This is a genomic window from Bradyrhizobium sp. Kon58 (assembly GCF_055807455.1).
This window is the reverse complement of record NZ_JBVVOT010000015.1, coordinates 112,517-130,007: the sequence shown is the minus strand read 5'-3', so window position 1 is coordinate 130,007 and position 17,491 is coordinate 112,517. Positions and strand designations below refer to the sequence as shown.

Genomic DNA, 17,491 nt, shown 5'->3' with positions numbered 1-17,491 from the left:
CTGCTCACGCAGCATCGCTGCTGGCCTCCGGCGGGCTGAACGATGTCAGGAGCCTTTTCATGGACCATCTCAAGACACAGGGCATCAGCATGCCCAAGCTCGGCCTCGGGACCTTTCGCATGCAGGGCGATGCCTGCCGTGCGGCGGTCGAGAGTGCGCTGTCGATCGGCTATCGCCATATCGATACGGCCGAGATGTACGGCAACGAAGAATCGATCGGCGCGGCGCTCGCCGCGGCCCGGCTGCCGCGGGGCGAGCTGCACGTCACGACAAAGGTCTGGCACGAGAACCTCAGCCCCGACGCCATCCGCCGCGCCTTCGACACCAGCCTGACCAAGCTCAGGCTCGACCATGTCGATCTCTATCTCGTGCACTGGCCCTCCAAGGCGGCGAACTGGGGCGCGGTGTTCGAGACCTTGATGAAGCTGAAGGAGGAGGGGCGCACGCGGGCGATCGGCGTCGCCAATTTCACCACGGCGCTGCTCAAGATCGCGGTCGAGGACATCAAGGCGCCGATCGCATGCAATCAGATCGAATACCACGCCATGCTCGATCAATCGAAGGTGCTGGCCTATCTCAACGCCAAGTCGATCCCGCTGGTCGCCTATTGCCCGCTGGCGCAGGGACGCATCGCGTCAGACGAGGTGCTGGCCGAGATCGGCGCCAGGCACAATGCGACCGCCGCGCAGGTCGCGCTGAAATGGCTGCTCGACCAAGACGGTGTCGCCGCGATCCCGAAAGCCTCGCGGCGAGAGAGTCAGCAGGCCAATCTCGACGCGCTGAAGATCACGCTCGACGATGCCGACCGCAACAGGATCGCCGCGCTGCCGAAGGACAAGCGCTGCGTCAATCCCGGTTTCGCGCCGGCATGGGACTGACCGCGCCAGCGTTTGGTACACGCAAAGAAATGGCCCCGTGAGGGGCCATTTCCATATTGCGTTGCGCATTAGTCCCAATGATGACGGTGACCACGCTTGATCACGACGACGCGGTCGCGATGGCGCCAGCCGCGATGCCAGCCGTGATCGCGATGCATGCCGTATTCGGCGCGGGCGCCGTACATGCCGTGATGATGACCTCCGCGCTTGATGACCACCGTCTCCGCGCTGGCGAGCGTCGGCAGTGCAACCGCGAGCGCGCCGACAGCGGCAAGCACATAACCAATCTTCTTCATGATGTCCTCCTCCAATGGAATGCAAATCTAAACGGCGCATTCGCGGGAACGTTCCGGAGGAATCGCAGGAGAATTCTGAACGCCTGTTCAGGTCGGTTAATCGCAGTGCTGTTGTGCAGGTGTTGGCGCGCCGGTCGCGACGTATTTGCCGTCCCTGATCGTGTACTCGCCGCGCTCGCTGCGATTGTAGATCGCGCGCAAGCTGCCTTGCTTCGAAAGGAGCAGGCCAAACTCGCGCGTCTGCTGCAGCAAGGGGAAGTACACCATCACATTGAGCAGGCCATCGGCGCTGACCATCGCCGATACCACTTCGTTTTCGTCCTTGGCCTCGCCGAAATTGCGCCGGTACATCACCCTTCCGTCCTTCCGGATCTCGTAGGTCAACAGCGCGCCCTTGTCGCGGTCGGGCCGGACCGCGCAATCGACCGCCCATGAGCCGAGCAGGCCCCATTGCTCGACCGTCGCCGCAAGCGACTCGGCACCGGCCGGGGGCGTGAACGCAACCCACAGCACTGCTGCCGCGATCCAGCGGCTCAAACAACTCGTCATGTCCTGAAAAGCCCCACCTCCGAATAATTCCGAAGTGTAGCATCCTGCGCGCAATCGTCCACGCTGACCGCCATTCGCGCGCGAATTTGATCCGCGTCAATGAGGCGGCCCGTTTCCCCGGTAGGATGGCGTTCCCGAAGGCGAAACTGGATAGACCGATGCTGAATCAAGTCAGGGATTTCGCAGGCGAGGTGCTGCCGGGGAGCTGTGCCGTGCCGCCTTATTCCGAGAGTGCATTTCTGGCCGAGCTGGGCGACCGCTTGAAGTCCTCGCGCATGCGCTGCGTCCTGTCGCGGCGGGAGCTGGCCCGCCGCTCCGGGATTTCCGAGCGCTACATCGCCCAGATCGAGGCCGGCAAGGGCAACGTCTCGATCGTCCTGCTGCTGCGGCTGGCCTCCGCGATCCACGGCAGCCAGCCCCAGATCGTCTGAAGGTTCAGGCCCGCTTCTCCACATTGGCGCTGCGGGCCGGCACGCCGAACTCCTTGCGGCAGATATCGGCCAGCACGGCGACGCCCTCGCGGATCTGCTGATGCGAGGGGCTCGCAAAGCACAGCCGCAGTCGCGATCTGGAATGGTTCTTGTCAGTCGACCATTCCGGCCCCGGATTGATCGATACACCGGCGGCAAGCGCGGCCTGATATAGCTTCAGCGTATCCACCTGATCGGGCAGCTTCACCCACAGGAAGATGCCGCCCTTGGGCTCCTCGAACTCGGCTGCCGTCCCGAACTGCTCGTTGACAGCCTCCATCAGCGTATCGAGCTTGGTGCGCAGCGCCTTCGTCAGCGCCGGCACGTGGGTCGAGAAATGCGGCTTGCAATAGGCGGCGAGCACCATCTGCTCCAGTGCGCCGGAGCCGGCGTCCGTCTTCAGCGCCAGCATCCGCGACATCACATCCCATGGCGCGACGATGAAGCCGACGCGCAACGCGGGCGCGATCGACTTCGAGAACGAGCCGATATGGATCACGCCGCCGTTCGGGCTCATCGCATGGATCGCCGGCGGCCGCTGCCCTGACCAGACCAGATCGGCATAGCAATCGTCCTCGAAAATTGGCACGCCGTATTCTGTAGACAGCCGCAACAGCTCGGTGCGGCGGCCCTCCGGCATGATGCTGCCGGTCGGGTTCTGCACGGTGGGAATGGTGTAGATATATTTCGGCCGGATGCCGCGGCCCTTGAGTTCGGCGAGCGTCGTGGCCAGCACATCCATGCGCATGCCGTCCTTGTCGAGGGGAATGCCAACCACGTTGACCCCGAGCCGTGCCAAACGGGTCAGCGAGCCCTGATAGCTATCCTGCTCGAAGATCACGGTATCGCCGCGCGTCAGCAGCGTGGCGTTGACGAGGTCGAGCGCCTGCAGCGAGCCGGACACGATCAGGAGATCGTCAACCGTGCAGTTGATGCCGGCATCGCGCTTGAGTTTCGTCACCAGGAATTCGCGCAAGGGCAGATAGCCCTGGGGACCATGTGCCAACCCGTAAGTGGCAAGCGAGCGGCCTTCGCGTTGCAGAGCCAGGTTAGCCGCCTCGATCAGCTGATCGAGGGGCAGCTGCTCGGAGTCGTTATTGCCGCCGACAAAACTGTATTTGGCGAGGCCCGTCCAGCGCGCAGAGGGGGCCGGCAGCCCTGCGGGAAACAGGGGCGCAAAATCGAAGCTGGACGTCATGGGAGCGTTCCTCGTTCTATTCTTGTCAGGCTGCCGGCTTTGCGCCGGTCAGTCGTGCTTCTTGCTTATTTCTTGCCGACCGTCCGGGTCGGACGGCCCTGGCTGATGAAAGCGTAATGCGCATTGGCGACGCCGCCAACCATCAAGGCCTCGACGGCAGGCTCGGCGATCTCGCTTGTTGCGGCCCAATCGACCAGGAAATTGGCTCCGGTCCCGCCGCGTACGTCGTCGGTCGGAATGAAGATCGAGACGGTGGCGAGGGGCTTCAACGCGACGGGCGCCTTCAGATAGCTCTCGACCTGCTTGCCCGCGGTGTCGAAATAGGCGATGCGTTTGACCACCAGCGCTTGCGTCTCGGAGGCGTTGTGCACGCTCAGGGTCACCGAGAAGTCGACGCGCAGCTTGCCCTGGCTCATCGCGACGCTGGAGTAGGCGGGCACGTAGAACCCGCCGGAGACGGCGAGTTCTTCTTTTGGCAGTGTGGTGAGGGAATCGGCAAAGCTTTGTTCGATATTGACCTTGGATTGAGCGGCTGCCGGTACTGAGGAGGCGAGGGGGCATAGCAGCATTGCAATGGCGAGCCCCATCCGCATGTGACGAATTGCTCGCTTGCCGCGCCGCACTCGATCACTAGGGTGCGGCAAAACGGACCAATCTGGCATGCACGAGCTCATTCGCGACATCACTCTCTGTATCCTGTTTGCCTGGATGCTGGGCCTGCTTGCCCACTTCTCCAGGCAACCACTGATCCTGGCCTACCTTATCGCCGGCTTCTGCATTGGTCCATTTGGCGCTGGCTGGGTCAAGTCGCAGGAATCGATCAGCGTCATTTCCGAGCTCGGCCTGATCTTCATGCTGTTCATGATCGGCCTGGAGATCGACCTGAAGAAGATCGTGCGGGCGGGAAAGGTCATCCTGTTCGCGGCGGGCGGCCAGCTCCTCGGCGGCTGCCTGCTCGGGGTGCTGTTCTTCGCCGGCATCGGCCTGTCGCTCGGCGGCGGACAGTTCGATGCGGTTTACCTCTGTGTTGCCTGCGCGCTATCGAGCACCGTCATCATCGTCAAGGTGCTCTACGAGAAGCGCGAGCTCGACACGCTGCCGGGCCGCATCACCCTCGGCGTGCTGGTGCTGCAGGACATCTTCGCCATTCTCTTTCTGGCGGTGCAGCCGAGCCTTGCCAATCTGGAAATCAGCGTCATCCTGCTCTCGATCGGCCGCGTCGCGGTGCTGGTCGCCGCCGCGCTGCTGGTGAGCCGCTACGTGCTGCCGCGCCTGTTTCACCAGATCGCCCGCCGCCCCGAACTGATCCTGCTCGGCGCGCTCGCCTGGTGCTTCCTGGTCGCCGAGACCGCCGAGCGGCTGTCGCTGTCCCGCGAGATGGGCGCCCTGATCGCCGGCGTCTCGCTCTCGACCTTTCCCTATGCGCTCGACGTCACGGCCAAGGTCACTACGCTTCGCGATTTCTTCATCACGCTGTTCTTCGTTGCGCTCGGCATGACCATTCCGGTGCCCGGCCTCTCCGTGATCGGGCTTGCCCTGATGATCGCGGGGTTCACGGTGGTGAGCCGCCTGTTCACCACCTTCGCCCCGCTCTATCTGATGAAGCAGGGCCTACGCGCCAGCCTGCTGCCGGCCCTGAATCTCGCGCAGATCTCCGAGTTTTCGCTGGTGGTGATCCAGACCGGCGTCGCCGCCCACCACATCGCGGCCGAGACGGCGAATGCGGCCTCCTTCGCCTTCGTGGTGCTGGCGGTGCTCTCGACCTTCGTGATGACCCGCAGCGACGAGATCACCCGCTGGGCGATCGGCCCCCTGAAGCGGATCGGCCTGCGCGATCTCGACCACGGCAACGGCCAAGGCGAGGAAGGGCACGAAGGCCATGGCGAGGCGCGCCGCATCGTCATCCTCGGCTTTTTCCGTGCGGCGAGCGCGCTGCTGGCCGAGATCGAACGGCAGGCACCGGTGCTGCTCGAGCAGATCACCGTGATCGACTTCAACCCCAATGTGTACCAGACGCTGCTTTCGCGCGGCCTGCACGTGATCTATGGCGATATCAGCAGCGCCGACACGCTGCTCCATGCCGGCGTCGGCAAGTCCGAGATGATCATCCTCAGCGTACCGGATGCGCTTCTGAAGGGTGCCAGCAACGAGAAACTGGTCCGCCACGTCCGCACCCTCAACCCGACCGCCATGATCATTGCCACGGCCGATCTGTTGTCGGATGTGGACGAACTCTACGCGGCTGGCGCCAGCTATGTCACCGTGACCAGGCTCAGCGACGCCCATGAGTTGTTCACGGTGATCGAGGCCGCTCAAGCCGGCCTGTTGGCCGACAAGCGTGCCGAGCTCGATCAGCGGCTCGGCGAGCGGCGCGAAGTGCTGCCCTGATCGAGCCCGGCCGGCTTCTCACCGGGCTTTTCCGCGCCCATATCTCTGGAATGCCCGGTGCAAGCCGCCCGCCGGGCAGGGCTGCGGTCCGGCATATGCGGTTGCGCCGGGGACACTAGCGCCCCGGCCCAAGTCCGGCTAAGCCTCCGGGCCATAACCGATAGAGATTGGGAAATGCCGGATAACGTCCAGGAAGTCTTGCAGGCCTTTGCCCGGGGTGAGCTCGTGGTCGTCACCGACGACGATGACCGCGAGGGCGAGGGCGATCTGATCGTCGCCGCCTCGTTCTGCACCGCCGAGAAGATGGCGTTCATCATCCGCCACACCTCCGGCATCGTTTGCGCGCCGATCACCACCGAAGACGCGCGCCGCCTGCGGCTCGATCCGATGGTGGCCCACAACGATTCCGCGCACACCACCGCATTCACAGTCTCGATCGACTACAAGCCCGACGGCGGCACCGGCATCTCGGCTGAGGAGCGCGCCTCGTGCTGCCGCGCGCTATCCAATCCCAACGCCGGCGCCAACGATTTCGCCCGTCCGGGCCACATCTTCCCGCTGATCGCCAAGGACGGCGGCGTGCTGCTGCGCTCCGGCCATACCGAGGCCGCGGTCGATCTGTGCAAGCTCTCCGGCCTGCCGCCGGTCGGCGTCATCAGCGAGTTGATGAACGACGACGGCAGCGTGATGAAGGGCGAGCAGGTCGCCCGCTTCGCCGCCCAACACAAGCTCAAGCACGTCACCATCGCCGACATGATCGCCTATCGCCAGGTGCGCGAGAAGCTGATCGAGCGGGTCTCCACCTTCGTCACCGAAAGCCCGATCGGGCCGCTGCAGGGCTATGCCTACCGCTCGCCGTTCGATTCCATCGCCCACGTCGCCTTCGTCTACAATGGCGTCGGCGACGGCAAGAACGTCCTGACACGCTTTCACAAGCCGAACATCGTCAAGGACATCTTCACCGGCCACAAGCGCATGGCGGCGGTGCTCGAGCACTTCAAGACATCCGGCCGTGGCGTTCTGGTCTATCTGCGCGACGGTGCGGCCGGTGTCCCCGTGGCGCCGCTGCCCGACGAGAGCGCGACCGAGGCCGACCGCAACCGGCAGTGGCGTGAAGTCGGCGTCGGTGCACAGATCCTGCGCGATCTCGGCGTCACCTCGATCCGGCATCTCACCTCCTCGGTGCACGACTACAAGGGCCTTTCCGGCTTCGGCATCGAGATCGTCGCCAACGAGCTGCTCGAAAGCTAGCGCTGTCATCTCGGGGTTTGCGAAGCGCATCCCCCGGGGTGCGCGAAGCGCATCCCCCGAGGCGCGCCTCGCGGGCCCCCGGGATTCACGCAGACCCGATCATCTGCAACGCAATTGCACTTGTTGCCGCGGCGCTTTACGTTGTCGGGCAAATTTTGACGGAACCAGACGAAAGGACGTTTCATGACCGCGCGCCCTCAGGCCAAGGACAAGCCGAGTTCGGCTTCTTTCCAATGGGACGATCCGTTCCTGCTCGACGAGCAGCTCACCGAAGACGAGCGCATGGTGCGCGACACCGCGCGCGCCTACGCCCAGGACAAGCTGCTGCCGCGCGTCGCCAAGGCCTATCTCGAAGAGAAGACGGATCGCGAGATCTTCAATGAGATGGGCGAGCTCGGCCTGATCGGCATCACGTTGCCGGAGGAATATGGCTGCGCCAATGCAGGCTACGTCGCCTATGGTCTCGTCGCGCGCGAAATCGAGCGGGTCGATTCCGGCTACCGCTCGATGAACTCGGTGCAGTCCTCGCTGGTGATGTATCCGATCTACGCCTATGGCGACGAGAACCAGCGCAAGAAGTACCTGCCGAAGCTCGCCAGCGGCGAGTGGGTCGGCTGCTTCGGGCTGACCGAGCCTGACGCCGGCTCCGATCCGGCCGGCATGAAAACCCGCGCCGAGAAGGTGTCTGACGGCTATCGGCTGACCGGCAGCAAGATGTGGATCTCTAACGCGCCGATCGCCGACGTGTTTGTGGTCTGGGCCAAGTCGGCCGCGCACGACAACCAGATCCGCGGCTTCGTGCTGGAGAAGGGCATGAAGGGCCTGTCGGCACCGAAGATCGGCGGCAAGCTGTCGCTTCGCGCCTCCATCACCGGCGAGGTCGTGATGGACGGCGTCGTGGTTCCGGAAGACGCGCTGCTGCCCAACGTCTCCGGCCTCAAGGGCCCGTTCGGCTGCCTCAACCGCGCCCGCTACGGCATCTCCTGGGGCGTGCTCGGCGCGGCCGAGGACTGCATGCACCGCGCCCGCCAATACACGCTCGACCGCAAGCAGTTCGGCAAGCCGCTCGCCGCGACCCAGCTCGTGCAGAAGAAGCTCGCGGACATGCAGACCGAGATCGCGCTGGGCCTCCAGGGCTCGCTGCGCGTCGGCCGCCTGATGGACGAGGGCAAGTTCGCGCCCGAGATGATCTCGATCATGAAGCGCAACAATTGCGGCAAGGCGCTCGACATCGCCCGCGTCGCGCGCGACATGCACGGCGGCAACGGCATCTCGATCGAGTATCACGTGATGCGCCACGTCCACAACCTCGAGACCGTCAACACCTACGAGGGCACCCACGACGTCCACGCCCTGATCCTGGGCCGCGCGATCACGGGTATTCAGGCGTTTTTCTGAGCAAACCGCCTGAATGGGCGATGCGGCTGAACTCTCGAATTGCGTCATGGCCGGGCAGAAGCGCGAAGCGCGTCTTCGCGCTAGACGTCCCGGCCATCCACGTCTTAGACCACGCGAAGAACGTGGATGCGCGGCACAAGGCCGGGCATGACGAAGTCAGCAAGGTATGAGCAAGCCATGTCCGACAATGACGACGTCCCGTTCAACCGCGACTTTCCGCTGAAGCCCGGCATCGTCGAGGAAGTCCGCCCCGGCGTGCGGCGGGTGCTTTGTAACAATCCGAGCCCGTTCACTTTCACCGGCACGGTCAGCTACATCGTGGGCCGGGGCAATGTCGCGATCATCGATCCCGGTCCGGACGACGAGGCGCATGCGGCGGCGCTGCTCGATGCTGTCAGCAGCGAGACGGTGAGCCATATCTTCGTCACCCACACCCACCGCGACCATTCGCCGAACACCGCGCGGATCAAGCGGGCGACCGGCGCGCCAGTTTACGCCGAAGGCCCGCACCGCGCCTCGCGCCCGCGTTTCGAGAGCGAGAAGCACAACCCGGAATCCGGTGCCGATCGCGACTTCGCGCCCGATATCAGGATCGCCCACGGCGACGTGGTCGAAGGCGACGACTGGCGGCTCGAGGCCGTGGCGACACCCGGTCATACCGCCAATCACCTTGCGTTTGCCTGGCCCGAGCGGAAATTCAACTTCGTCGGCGATCACGTGATGGGGTGGTCGACCTCGATCGTGGCGCCCCCCGACGGCTCGATGATCGACTACATGGAATCGCTGGATCGTCTCGCCGCGCGCGAGGAGGATGTGTATTTCTCCGGCCACGGGCCCGAAATTCCGGACGGTCCGCGCTTCGTGCGCTTCCTGATCCGTCACCGCAAGGCGCGCGAGGCCTCCATCCTGCACCGCCTTGCCAAGGGCGAGACCGACATCCCGACCATGGTCCGGGCGATCTATATCGGCATCGACCCGAGGCTCACCACTGCGGCGGGCTACTCCGTGCTGGCGCATCTGGAAGATCTGGTCGCCCGCGGCGTGGTGGCGACGGACGGCGATCCCGTGATCGGCGGGACCTATCGGATGGCGAACGCCTAGCGTTCCGTTACTTCTTCACAGTTTTCGCCGGCGCCTTCGGCGGCGCCACCGGCGTCTTCTTCACCGGCTTGAGTGCGTCGGCATCGGCGGCGGTGTTGAGATCGTCGATGAATTTCTTCACGCGCGCGGCGTTGCTGCCGAGGTCACTCTCGAAATAGCGCGAGGCGGAGCGAATATCGACGCGGGAATCCTCGCCGTCGGGCACGACGCGGATCGCGATGTCCTCGCGGAATCCCATGATCGGCGAGCGCGCCACCGCCTCGATACGGCCGATGCGGCGCGGCGGCTGCGGCGCGCGCTCGTCGATCACAAGCCATTTGCGCTTGTTGACGAGCTGAAGCGCGATCGCATAGGCGCGGTCGACCGAAATCTCGAGCTCGATCGGCTCGATATCAGGATAGAACTGACGCTGCTGCTCGGCCGAGTAGAGGCCGGCATACACCGCGGTATTGGCGCCATCGCCGGTGCGCAGGCGGGCCAGCGCGTCGAAGCGCGGAGGGTCGATCGGGTCGGTGGTGATGTCGTGGATCGCCGGCAGCTTGCGGTATTGCAGGCCGAGATAAGCCGGATAGGCGAGGATCGCGCCGTCGATCAGGAAGGCAAGCAGGATGCGCGCCATGCCGCGCGAGCCGTTCTGCCAGATCGCGGCAAAGCCGGCGAGCCCGAACAGGATCGAGAGCGCCGCAATCCCGAGCCCGCCGAAGAAGGTCGCGAGTGCCGGCTTCATCTCCAGGAAGCCGAACCGGACGATGATGATCGAGACCACCACCGCCACCACCGCGAACACGGCCAGATTGCGCGCCCAGCTCGCGAGACTGGACACGGGCTCCGACTGATAGGGAGCGGAAAACCTGCGGGCCATCGGGTGAGCTCTGCCGGGGTCTTGAGGGCGATGCCGGCCGATCGGGCACGACGATGGGCCGTTGAGACCACGGCCCCGAGGCAAATTCAAGGGTTCCCGGGATGTTACGGCCTGTCATTCCGGGTTCGATGACGTTGGCATCGCCCGGAATGACGGTGTTTGGTTTGGCCGGCTACGCCGCCGCGTTCGGGAAGCGGTATTCTTTGAACTGATCGCGCAGCGCGGTCTTCAGGATCTTGCCCGTCGCCGTGTGGGGGATGCCGTCGACGAAGGCAACGTCGTCGGGCATCCACCATTTGGCGATCTTGCCGTCCATGAACTTCAGGATGTCCTCGCGGCTGGCCTGCTGGCCCTGCTTTAGCTGCACGATCAGCAGCGGACGCTCGTCCCATTTGGGATGGAACACGCCGATCACGGCGGCTTCCGCCACGGCTGGATGGCCGACGGCGAGGTTCTCCAGCTCGATCGAGGAAATCCACTCGCCGCCGGACTTGATCACGTCCTTGGAGCGGTCGGTGATCCGCATGTAGCCGGCTTCGTCGATGGTCGCGACGTCGCCGGTGTCGAAGAAGCCGTCCTCGTCGAGGATGTCAGTGTCGACCCGGTAATAGGCCTTGGCGACGGCCGGGCCGGCGACCTTGAGGCGGCCGAAGGTCGTGCCATCCCACGGCAGCTCCTTGCCGGCATCGTCGGTGATCTTCATCTCGACGGCGAACGGCGCGTAGCCCTGCATCTGGAGCACGTCGAGCCGCGCCTCGCCGGTCGCATTCTGGAACGGCGGCTTCAGCGCCGCGACGCTGCCGATCGGGCTCATCTCGGTCATGCCCCAGGCGTGGCGGACGTTCGAGCCCATGTCGAGGAAGGCCTTGATCATCGAGCGCGGCATCGCCGAGCCGCCGCAGATCACCATCTTCAGGTCCGGCAGCTTCAGATTGTTGGCGGTCATGTGCTGGAGCAGCATCAGCCAAACCGTGGGCACGCCGGCGGTATGTGTCACCCTCTCGGTCGAGAGCAACTCGTAGACCGAGGCGCCGTCGAGCTTGGCGCCGGGCATGACGAGCTTGGTGCCCTGCGAGGGCGCGGAGAAGGCAATACCCCAGCTGTTGGCGTGGAAGAGCGGCACCACGGGGAGCATGGTCTCGGAGGCGCTGGTACCGAGCGCATCGACATTGTTCGCCATCAGCGCGTGCAGCACGTTTGAGCGATGCGAATACAGCACGCCCTTGGGGTCGCCGGTGGTGCCTGATGTGTAGCACATCGCGGCCGCCGTGTTCTCGTCAAAGTCCTTCCATTTAAACTTGCCGTCGGCCTCCGCAATCCAGTCCTCGTAGGCGACCACGTTCTTCAGCGTCGTCTGCGGCATGTGCGCCTTGTCGGTGAGCACGACGTAGCGTTCCACGCTTGTCAGCTTGTCGGCGATCTTCTCCAGGACCGGAATGAACGTGATGTCGGTCATCACGATGCGGTCCTGCGCATGGTTGATGATCCAGGCAATCTGCTCGGGGAAAAGGCGGGGATTGACGGTATGGCAGATGGCGCCGATCCCCATGATGCCGTACCAGACCTCGAGATGGCGCCAGGTGTTCCAGGCGATCGTTGCGACACGGTCGCCGAGCTTGATGCCGTCGCGCTCCAGTATCTGCGAGACCTTGAGCGCCCGCTTGTGGATATCGGCATAGGTGGTGCGATGGATCGGTCCCTCGACCGATCGCGTCACGACCTCCTGCTTGCCATGAATCTTGGCGGCGTGTTCGATGATCCGGTGGCAGAGCAGGGGCCAGTCTTGCATCAAACCAAGCATTCCGTCGTTCCTCCGAGAAGCCGCTGGGCGGATTGTCGCTCTCAGCGTTGGGCCAAAGAATTGTCATGAGTCTTAGCCTGCCCGCCTTTCGCCGCAAATGGTCTTGTCGCGGCTATATGTCCATCGGCGCGGCAATGGTTACCGTTGCGCTCGGGCTCGGAGACCGGGCAGAGGCGCGCAAATATGGGTCTCCGCTGGACATCTTTGGTATTGCCGCACCACGGTCGCGCGCGGCGGTTCATTCCGGCAATATCTCTGGCAAGATCCCGCTCCCGAGGCCTCGCCCCGAGGAGGCGCCCAAGGCCTCAGCAAAGGCATCGGACGAGGCTCCTGCGGAGACCGAGGGCAAGCCTTCTGCGGACAAACCTGGCGCCGCCAAGCCCGCCGAGGCCGCGCCGCCGCCCGAGAAGCAGGCCTCGGCGTGCCGCCTCGCGCTGACCGAGGAGATTGCGATCGCGCCCTCGATCCCGGATATCCGCGGCCCCGGCGCCTGCGGCGGTGAGGATCTGGTGCGGCTCGAAGCCATCGTGCTGCCGGACAAGCGCAGGGTGGCGGTCAAGCCGGCGGCGATCCTCCGCTGCACCATGGCGTCCGCAATCGCCGACTGGGTGCGCAAGGACGTGGTGCCGCTGGCCGCGAGCCTCGGCTCGACGATCAGCGATCTCGACAATTTCGACAGCTTCGAGTGCCGCGGCCGCAACCGCGTTGTCGGCGCCATGCTGTCCGAGCACGGCAAGGCCAATGCGATCGATGTCCGCGCCATCAAGCTCGCTAACGGGCAGTCGATCGGCCTGACCGATCGCACCATGTCGCGCGAGGTGCGCGAGCGCGTGCTGCATTCGGTCTGCTCGCGCTTTTCGACCGTGCTCGGCCCCGGCTCGGACTGGTACCACGAGGACCATATCCATCTCGACCTGGCGCAGCGGCGCAACGACTACCGGATATGTCAGTGGAACGTCTGGGATCCCCTGCCGCAAATTGCCCCGCTGCTGCCGGCGGAACGGCCCGAGGAGGCGCCGCCGCGTGAGGTCGCGGCCAAACCCGAAGCGAAGCCCGAGGCCAAGCAAGGATTGGACGACGAGGCGGCGGAGACATCTCCTGCGCCCGCGGACAAGCCTGCGGCCGACGGCAACAAAACCCAGCCACACAGGCCGGCAACAAAAAAGCGCCGGTGAAACCGGCGCTTTTGAAGGTCTGAGATCAGGTACCTGATCAGTAGCTGCCCGCCTGGCCGGTTTGGCTGCTGCCGAGCGCAAGCCGTGAATTGTAGGGCGAGTCGCCGTGCTTGGGCTCGAGCACCACAACGAGGGTGCCGACCTTGACGCGATCATAGAGATCGATCGCGTCCTCGTTGGTCAGGCGGATGCAGCCCGACGAGATCGAGGCACCGATATATTCCGGCTGATTGGTGCCGTGAATGCGGAACAATGTGTCCTTGCCGCCGGAGTAGAGATACATCGCGCGGGAGCCCATCGGATTGTCCGGACCGGGGGCGACGAAGGTGGGCACGCCCAGGCGCGAAATTTCGCCGGGGGTGGGGTGCCAGGCCGGCCACTCGGTCTTGCTGCCCACCTTGGCGATGCCCGACCAAGCCATCGCTTCTTCACCGACGGTGATGCCGTAGCGGATCGCCTTGCCGCCATCCATGACGTAGTAGAGGTAATGGTTGTCGGAATCGACCACGATCGAGCCCGGCGATTCCTTGCGGTGGTAATCGACGATAGCGCGGCGGAACGGCTCTGCGACCGCAGTTTTCTCATACCTGACCTTGGCGAGGAGTTCCTTGTCTTTCGGCTTGAACGCCTTGGTGTCGGTCGCCTCGTAATGTGTGGCCTGCATGCAGCCCGACAGCATCAGGCCAGCGGCCAAAATACCGAGCGTAACTTTCAGCGACGACATGATTTGGTTCCAATCAACAACAGCAAGCTTTCGCAGGGCTTGAGCAAGCCCAATTCCACGATTCCGTTGGCCCTATTATCGTTGAAATCTGCCACAATTCCAGCCTTACGAAGCTTCTCCCGCGCTGCAAGACCTTACCTGTGGCTTTTCTGCCGCAAGTTTTGCGGGCCAGAGTCGGTTTCTGGGCAAAACGGGCGCATGTGTCGATTCTGTGCCACAGTTGGGCCACGGCGTCGCCACAAATGCAAACGCCCCGTTAATGTGCTTGTCATCATCAACTTGTCAGAATCGCGCTAAGGGCTGTCAGTCTGTCGCAGGCCCCTCCTGGAGTTGTGCATGTTTTCTGTGTTTGTTCCCTCCGAGTCCTCCCTCAAGAAGGCCATCGTCGAGGATCTCGCGGCAGTACCGGAGCATGCGGTCTGGATCGACCTCGTCAACCCAACCGCGGCCGAGGACAAAGCCGTCGAGAAGCTGTCGGGGATCGCGATCCCGACCCGGGAAGACATGCAGGAGATCGAGATCTCCAGCCGCCTCTATATGGAGAACGGCGCGCGCTACATGACCGCGACGCTGATGTGCCACTCCGATACCGATATGCCCCGGACCACGGCGGTGACCTTCATTCTCGGCGACCACCGCTTGGTAACGGTGCGCTATGACCAGCCCAAGCCCTTTGCGCTGGTCGAGGCCAAGCTGGCCCGTTCCTGCACGCCGGCCATCACCGGCGAGATGGTGCTGATGGAACTGCTCGATGCCGTGATCGACCGCTGCGCCGACATCCTGGAGCGCTGCGGCGCCGAGATCGATCAGGTCTCGCATGACATCTTCGAGCCGGAGAGCGAGCGCCACGGTCACGCCAAGCAATATTCGCAAATCCTGATCTCGATCGGCCGCAAGGGCGACCTGACCTCCAAGGTTCGCGAGAGCCTGGTCTCGATCGGCCGCGTCGTCGCCTTCCTTTCCGCAGTGGTGGAGGGCGTGAAATGGTCGAAGGACATGCGCGAGCAGCTCAAGACCATGCAGCGTGACGTGGTCTCGCTGACCGATCACGCCTCCTATCTCTCCAGCAAGATCACCTTCGTGCTCGACGCCATGCTCGGCGTCGTCAATCTCGAGCAGAACAACATCATCAAACTGTTTTCGGTCATGGCGGTTGTCCTGATGCCGCCGACGCTGATCGCCTCGATCTACGGCATGAACTTCAAGTCGATGCCGGAACTCGAATGGGCGCACGGCTATCCGTACGCGCTGGTCTTGATGTTGATCGCGGCGATCGTTCCGTACTGGATCTTCAAGTGGAAGAAGTGGCTGTAATAGCTACCGAGACCTTACGCGGGACGCAGAGACACAGTGTCTGGTGTCGCAGAATAGAGCGGGATTGCGGCCGCACGGCGATGTGTGCTCGCCGCCCCAATTCCTCCGGTAAAATTTGAGCGGTGGGCTGAACGTTTGCGCGAAACTTGTCTGCGATAAGGAGCAGGTAAGCCGCGAGGAACAGCCATGGTTGAAAAACACATAACGACGCCCCCCAACGTCATCGATCTGGCGAGCTATCGCCACGTCGCGACGAGCGGCAAGGCGTCGTCGATGTCGGCACGCATGTGCCGGCACTGTGGTGCTCCGCTGCTCGATGGCGAGAACGACGACGACTGCTCGACTGCAATCAGCACGGCCGCTCCGCAGCCACGCGAGAGGTCACGTCGGATTCGACTCGATTGAGGAACGGAAGCCAAGGGCGATCCAGGTCTTGCGGCGGCGTTGTCTGGATCGCCTTGCTCCCGCCCTTCGGCAAATCAGCTAGCGCTTCACGATCTGCGCCGTCGAGACGATGGTCTCGGCCACGACCCCGTTGCGGCTGAAAGCAGCCAGTTGCTCCCTGACGTCGCGTAGCATCGCCTCGACATTGTCGCCCAATGCATCAGGTGATGACGACGAATAGGTCAGCGTGCGCCGCGTCAGGTCCTCCACGCCAACTACGTGGCTGGTCTCGACCGTAACGAGTTCGGTGGGCTGAAAGGCGCTGCCGCGAAAGAACGCTGGCAAATCGCGATGGGTGCGCGTGCCCCTGCCTGCCTCCTCTCAGAGCTTGGCCGGCGACCAGCGGCGGCGTACGTCGTTGTAGCTATCGAGCCACGGGTTTCTGCCGTCGGTGGCCGAGAACGAGGCGCAGATCAGAATTGCGCCACCGCGCGCAACCAGCCGATCGAGCCGAGCAAGCGTCGGCTCACGATCCATCCAATGCAGCGCGCGCCCGATCGTCACGATGTCGAAGCTGATGTCGGGGCTGAGCGTCTCGACCTTGCCTTCGATCAGCGTGAGTGCGTGGCCTGCGCTCGCAGCCGCGCGTCGCGCCGCATCGAGCATGGCAGGTTCTGGATCGACGCCGACGATGCGGCCGACATAGGGCGCAAAGCCGAGCGCCAGCAGCCCAGGTCCGGTGCCGAGGTCGATCAAGCTGCTTTGCGTGGAGAGGCCCAGCTTTTCCGCGACGCTGCGAAAGAACTCGCTCGGGTAGGGCGGCCGCAAATGCTCGTAGAGTGCGGCAGTGCTTGCGAACCGGCCCATGCTTGGCGCGCCTTGCCTACACGTGCTGGCCGCCGTTGATGTGGATCTCGGCGCCGTTGACGTAAGAACTGGTGTCCGTGCACAGCACGTAGATGATCTTGGCGACCTCGTCGGGCGTGCCGAGCCGGTGCATCGGGATCTGCTGGTCGACGATCTTCTCGGTGCCCGGCGATAGGATCGAGGTGTCGATCTCGCCCGGCGCGATCGCGTTGACGCGCACGCCGACGCGGCCGAAGTCGGAGGCCATCTCGCGCGTCAGGGACGCAAGCGCGGCCTTCGAGGTGGCGTAGGCCGCGCCCGCGAAGGGATGCACGCGCGAGCCCGCAATTGAGGTGACGTTCACGACAGAGCCCTTGGCCGTCTTCAGTTCCTCGATCAGCCCGCGCGCCATCATGATCGGCGCGAAGAAATTGACATTGAACACGTGCGTCCAGGTGTCGAGGTCGGTGTCGATCGAGCCGAGCCTGGAGCCGCCGGCGCCCTTCGGTGAGATCGCGGCGTTGTTGACCAGCGCATGCAGCATGCCGCCTTCGAGACGGTCGCGGATGTCGGAGATCGCGCGGGTGGTATCAGCGGGGGTGGCGAGGTCGACCTGGATGTGGTCCTCAGGGCCCGCGTCCCACGGACAATCCTCCGGGAACGGATGCCGCGAGCAGGTGATCACGCGCCAGCCGGCCGAGGAGAAACGGATCACGGTGGCATGGCCGATGCCGCGGCTCGCTCCGGTCAGGAGCAGCGTGCGGCGCGGCGCATTGGAAGGCTGCGGCATGAAGGTCTTTCAGGTTGGAGCATGATCCGGACCCGGAGGGGCTTTCCGAAAGGATCATGCTCGAAC

The 17,491-nt window shown here is 64.1% G+C and carries 19 protein-coding genes; 9 read left to right on the top strand and 10 right to left on the bottom strand.

All coding sequences use genetic code 11. The features are described 5' to 3' along the window. The first annotated feature begins 59 nt into the window (after positions 1–59). Complete coding sequence (locus AC0L20_RS23780; RefSeq protein WP_473292744.1) at positions 60–878, top strand: aldo/keto reductase; 819 nt, start codon at positions 60–62, stop codon at positions 876–878. A 68-nt stretch (positions 879–946) separates the two neighbouring features. On the opposite strand, the gene AC0L20_RS23775 is transcribed toward AC0L20_RS23780, so the two are convergent. Together AC0L20_RS23775 and AC0L20_RS23770 are read right to left on the bottom strand one after the other, a co-directional pair. Next, positions 947–1,174, bottom strand: coding sequence for a hypothetical protein (locus AC0L20_RS23775; protein ID WP_247466757.1), 228 nt, complete (start codon positions 1,172–1,174; stop codon positions 947–949). A gap of 96 nt (positions 1,175–1,270) precedes the next feature. Next, positions 1,271–1,723 carry a hypothetical protein gene (locus AC0L20_RS23770; RefSeq protein WP_473292741.1) on the bottom strand — a complete coding sequence of 151 codons (453 nt, stop codon included), beginning with the start codon at positions 1,721–1,723 and terminating at the stop codon, positions 1,271–1,273. Positions 1,724–1,881: 158 nt separating this feature from the next. Between AC0L20_RS23770 and AC0L20_RS23765 the strand changes: the two genes are divergently transcribed. Continuing rightward, positions 1,882–2,154, top strand: coding sequence for a helix-turn-helix domain-containing protein (locus AC0L20_RS23765; protein ID WP_018456224.1), 273 nt, complete (start codon positions 1,882–1,884; stop codon positions 2,152–2,154). Positions 2,155–2,158: 4 nt separating this feature from the next. Here the strand turns inward: AC0L20_RS23765 and AC0L20_RS23760 are convergent, their stop codons facing one another. Both AC0L20_RS23760 and AC0L20_RS23755 read right to left on the bottom strand, forming a co-directional pair. Beyond that, on the bottom strand, positions 2,159–3,391 hold the full coding sequence (locus tag AC0L20_RS23760) for an aminotransferase-like domain-containing protein (RefSeq protein ID WP_473292735.1): 1,233 nt from the start codon (positions 3,389–3,391) through the stop codon (positions 2,159–2,161). Positions 3,392–3,456: 65 nt separating this feature from the next. Continuing rightward, entirely contained in the window at positions 3,457–3,984 is a 528-nt protein-coding gene (locus AC0L20_RS23755) for a DUF3124 domain-containing protein (RefSeq protein ID WP_473292734.1), read from the bottom strand. A 67-nt stretch (positions 3,985–4,051) separates the two neighbouring features. Here AC0L20_RS23755 and AC0L20_RS23750 point away from each other — a divergent pair, with 67 nt between their 5' ends. From AC0L20_RS23750 to AC0L20_RS23735, 4 genes are all read left to right on the top strand, one after another. Beyond that, complete coding sequence (locus tag AC0L20_RS23750; RefSeq protein ID WP_473292731.1) at positions 4,052–5,779, top strand: cation:proton antiporter domain-containing protein; 1,728 nt, start codon at positions 4,052–4,054, stop codon at positions 5,777–5,779. Positions 5,780–5,953: 174 nt separating this feature from the next. Continuing rightward, positions 5,954–7,030: a 3,4-dihydroxy-2-butanone-4-phosphate synthase gene (gene ribB / locus AC0L20_RS23745; protein ID WP_027568700.1), complete on the top strand. Its 1,077-nt coding sequence runs from the start codon at positions 5,954–5,956 to the stop codon at positions 7,028–7,030. Between the two features lie 183 nt (positions 7,031–7,213). Beyond that, the gene (locus AC0L20_RS23740; protein ID WP_354057047.1) at positions 7,214–8,428 is read left to right on the top strand and encodes an acyl-CoA dehydrogenase; all 1,215 of its coding nucleotides are present in this window, start codon (positions 7,214–7,216) and stop codon (positions 8,426–8,428) included. Positions 8,429–8,605: 177 nt separating this feature from the next. Beyond that, the gene (locus tag AC0L20_RS23735; RefSeq protein WP_473292729.1) at positions 8,606–9,529 is read left to right on the top strand and encodes an MBL fold metallo-hydrolase; all 924 of its coding nucleotides are present in this window, start codon (positions 8,606–8,608) and stop codon (positions 9,527–9,529) included. A 7-nt stretch (positions 9,530–9,536) separates the two neighbouring features. Here AC0L20_RS23735 and AC0L20_RS23730 read toward each other — a convergent pair whose 3' ends face one another. Together AC0L20_RS23730 and AC0L20_RS23725 are read right to left on the bottom strand one after the other, a co-directional pair. Further along, entirely contained in the window at positions 9,537–10,391 is an 855-nt protein-coding gene (locus AC0L20_RS23730; RefSeq protein WP_007594716.1) for a DUF1499 domain-containing protein, read from the bottom strand. A gap of 172 nt (positions 10,392–10,563) precedes the next feature. Next, positions 10,564–12,192: a fatty-acid--CoA ligase gene (locus AC0L20_RS23725; RefSeq protein ID WP_473292725.1), complete on the bottom strand. Its 1,629-nt coding sequence runs from the start codon at positions 12,190–12,192 to the stop codon at positions 10,564–10,566. Positions 12,193–12,257: 65 nt separating this feature from the next. Here AC0L20_RS23725 and AC0L20_RS23720 point away from each other — a divergent pair, with 65 nt between their 5' ends. Beyond that, a complete protein-coding gene (locus AC0L20_RS23720; RefSeq protein ID WP_473292723.1) occupies positions 12,258–13,367 on the top strand; it encodes an extensin family protein in 1,110 nt (369 codons plus the stop codon). A gap of 37 nt (positions 13,368–13,404) precedes the next feature. On the opposite strand, the gene AC0L20_RS23715 is transcribed toward AC0L20_RS23720, so the two are convergent. Further along, the gene (locus tag AC0L20_RS23715) at positions 13,405–14,091 is read right to left on the bottom strand and encodes a L,D-transpeptidase (RefSeq protein WP_456765485.1); all 687 of its coding nucleotides are present in this window, start codon (positions 14,089–14,091) and stop codon (positions 13,405–13,407) included. Between the two features lie 336 nt (positions 14,092–14,427). Here AC0L20_RS23715 and AC0L20_RS23710 point away from each other — a divergent pair, with 336 nt between their 5' ends. Together AC0L20_RS23710 and AC0L20_RS23705 are read left to right on the top strand one after the other, a co-directional pair. Further along, a complete protein-coding gene (locus tag AC0L20_RS23710) occupies positions 14,428–15,405 on the top strand; it encodes a magnesium transporter CorA family protein (RefSeq protein WP_473292720.1) in 978 nt (325 codons plus the stop codon). A 186-nt stretch (positions 15,406–15,591) separates the two neighbouring features. Next, a complete protein-coding gene (locus AC0L20_RS23705; protein WP_026233114.1) occupies positions 15,592–15,810 on the top strand; it encodes a hypothetical protein in 219 nt (72 codons plus the stop codon). 78 nt (positions 15,811–15,888) lie between these two features. Here the strand turns inward: AC0L20_RS23705 and AC0L20_RS23700 are convergent, their stop codons facing one another. From AC0L20_RS23700 to AC0L20_RS23690, 3 genes are read right to left on the bottom strand one after another with little or no spacing between them, the layout of a single operon-like run. Continuing rightward, positions 15,889–16,134: a hypothetical protein gene (locus tag AC0L20_RS23700; protein ID WP_473292718.1), complete on the bottom strand. Its 246-nt coding sequence runs from the start codon at positions 16,132–16,134 to the stop codon at positions 15,889–15,891. A gap of 36 nt (positions 16,135–16,170) precedes the next feature. Then, entirely contained in the window at positions 16,171–16,656 is a 486-nt protein-coding gene (locus tag AC0L20_RS23695) for a class I SAM-dependent methyltransferase (RefSeq protein WP_473292716.1), read from the bottom strand. A 16-nt stretch (positions 16,657–16,672) separates the two neighbouring features. Then, positions 16,673–17,425: an SDR family NAD(P)-dependent oxidoreductase gene (locus tag AC0L20_RS23690; protein WP_007607375.1), complete on the bottom strand. Its 753-nt coding sequence runs from the start codon at positions 17,423–17,425 to the stop codon at positions 16,673–16,675. Between the last annotated feature and the right edge of the window lie 66 nt (positions 17,426–17,491).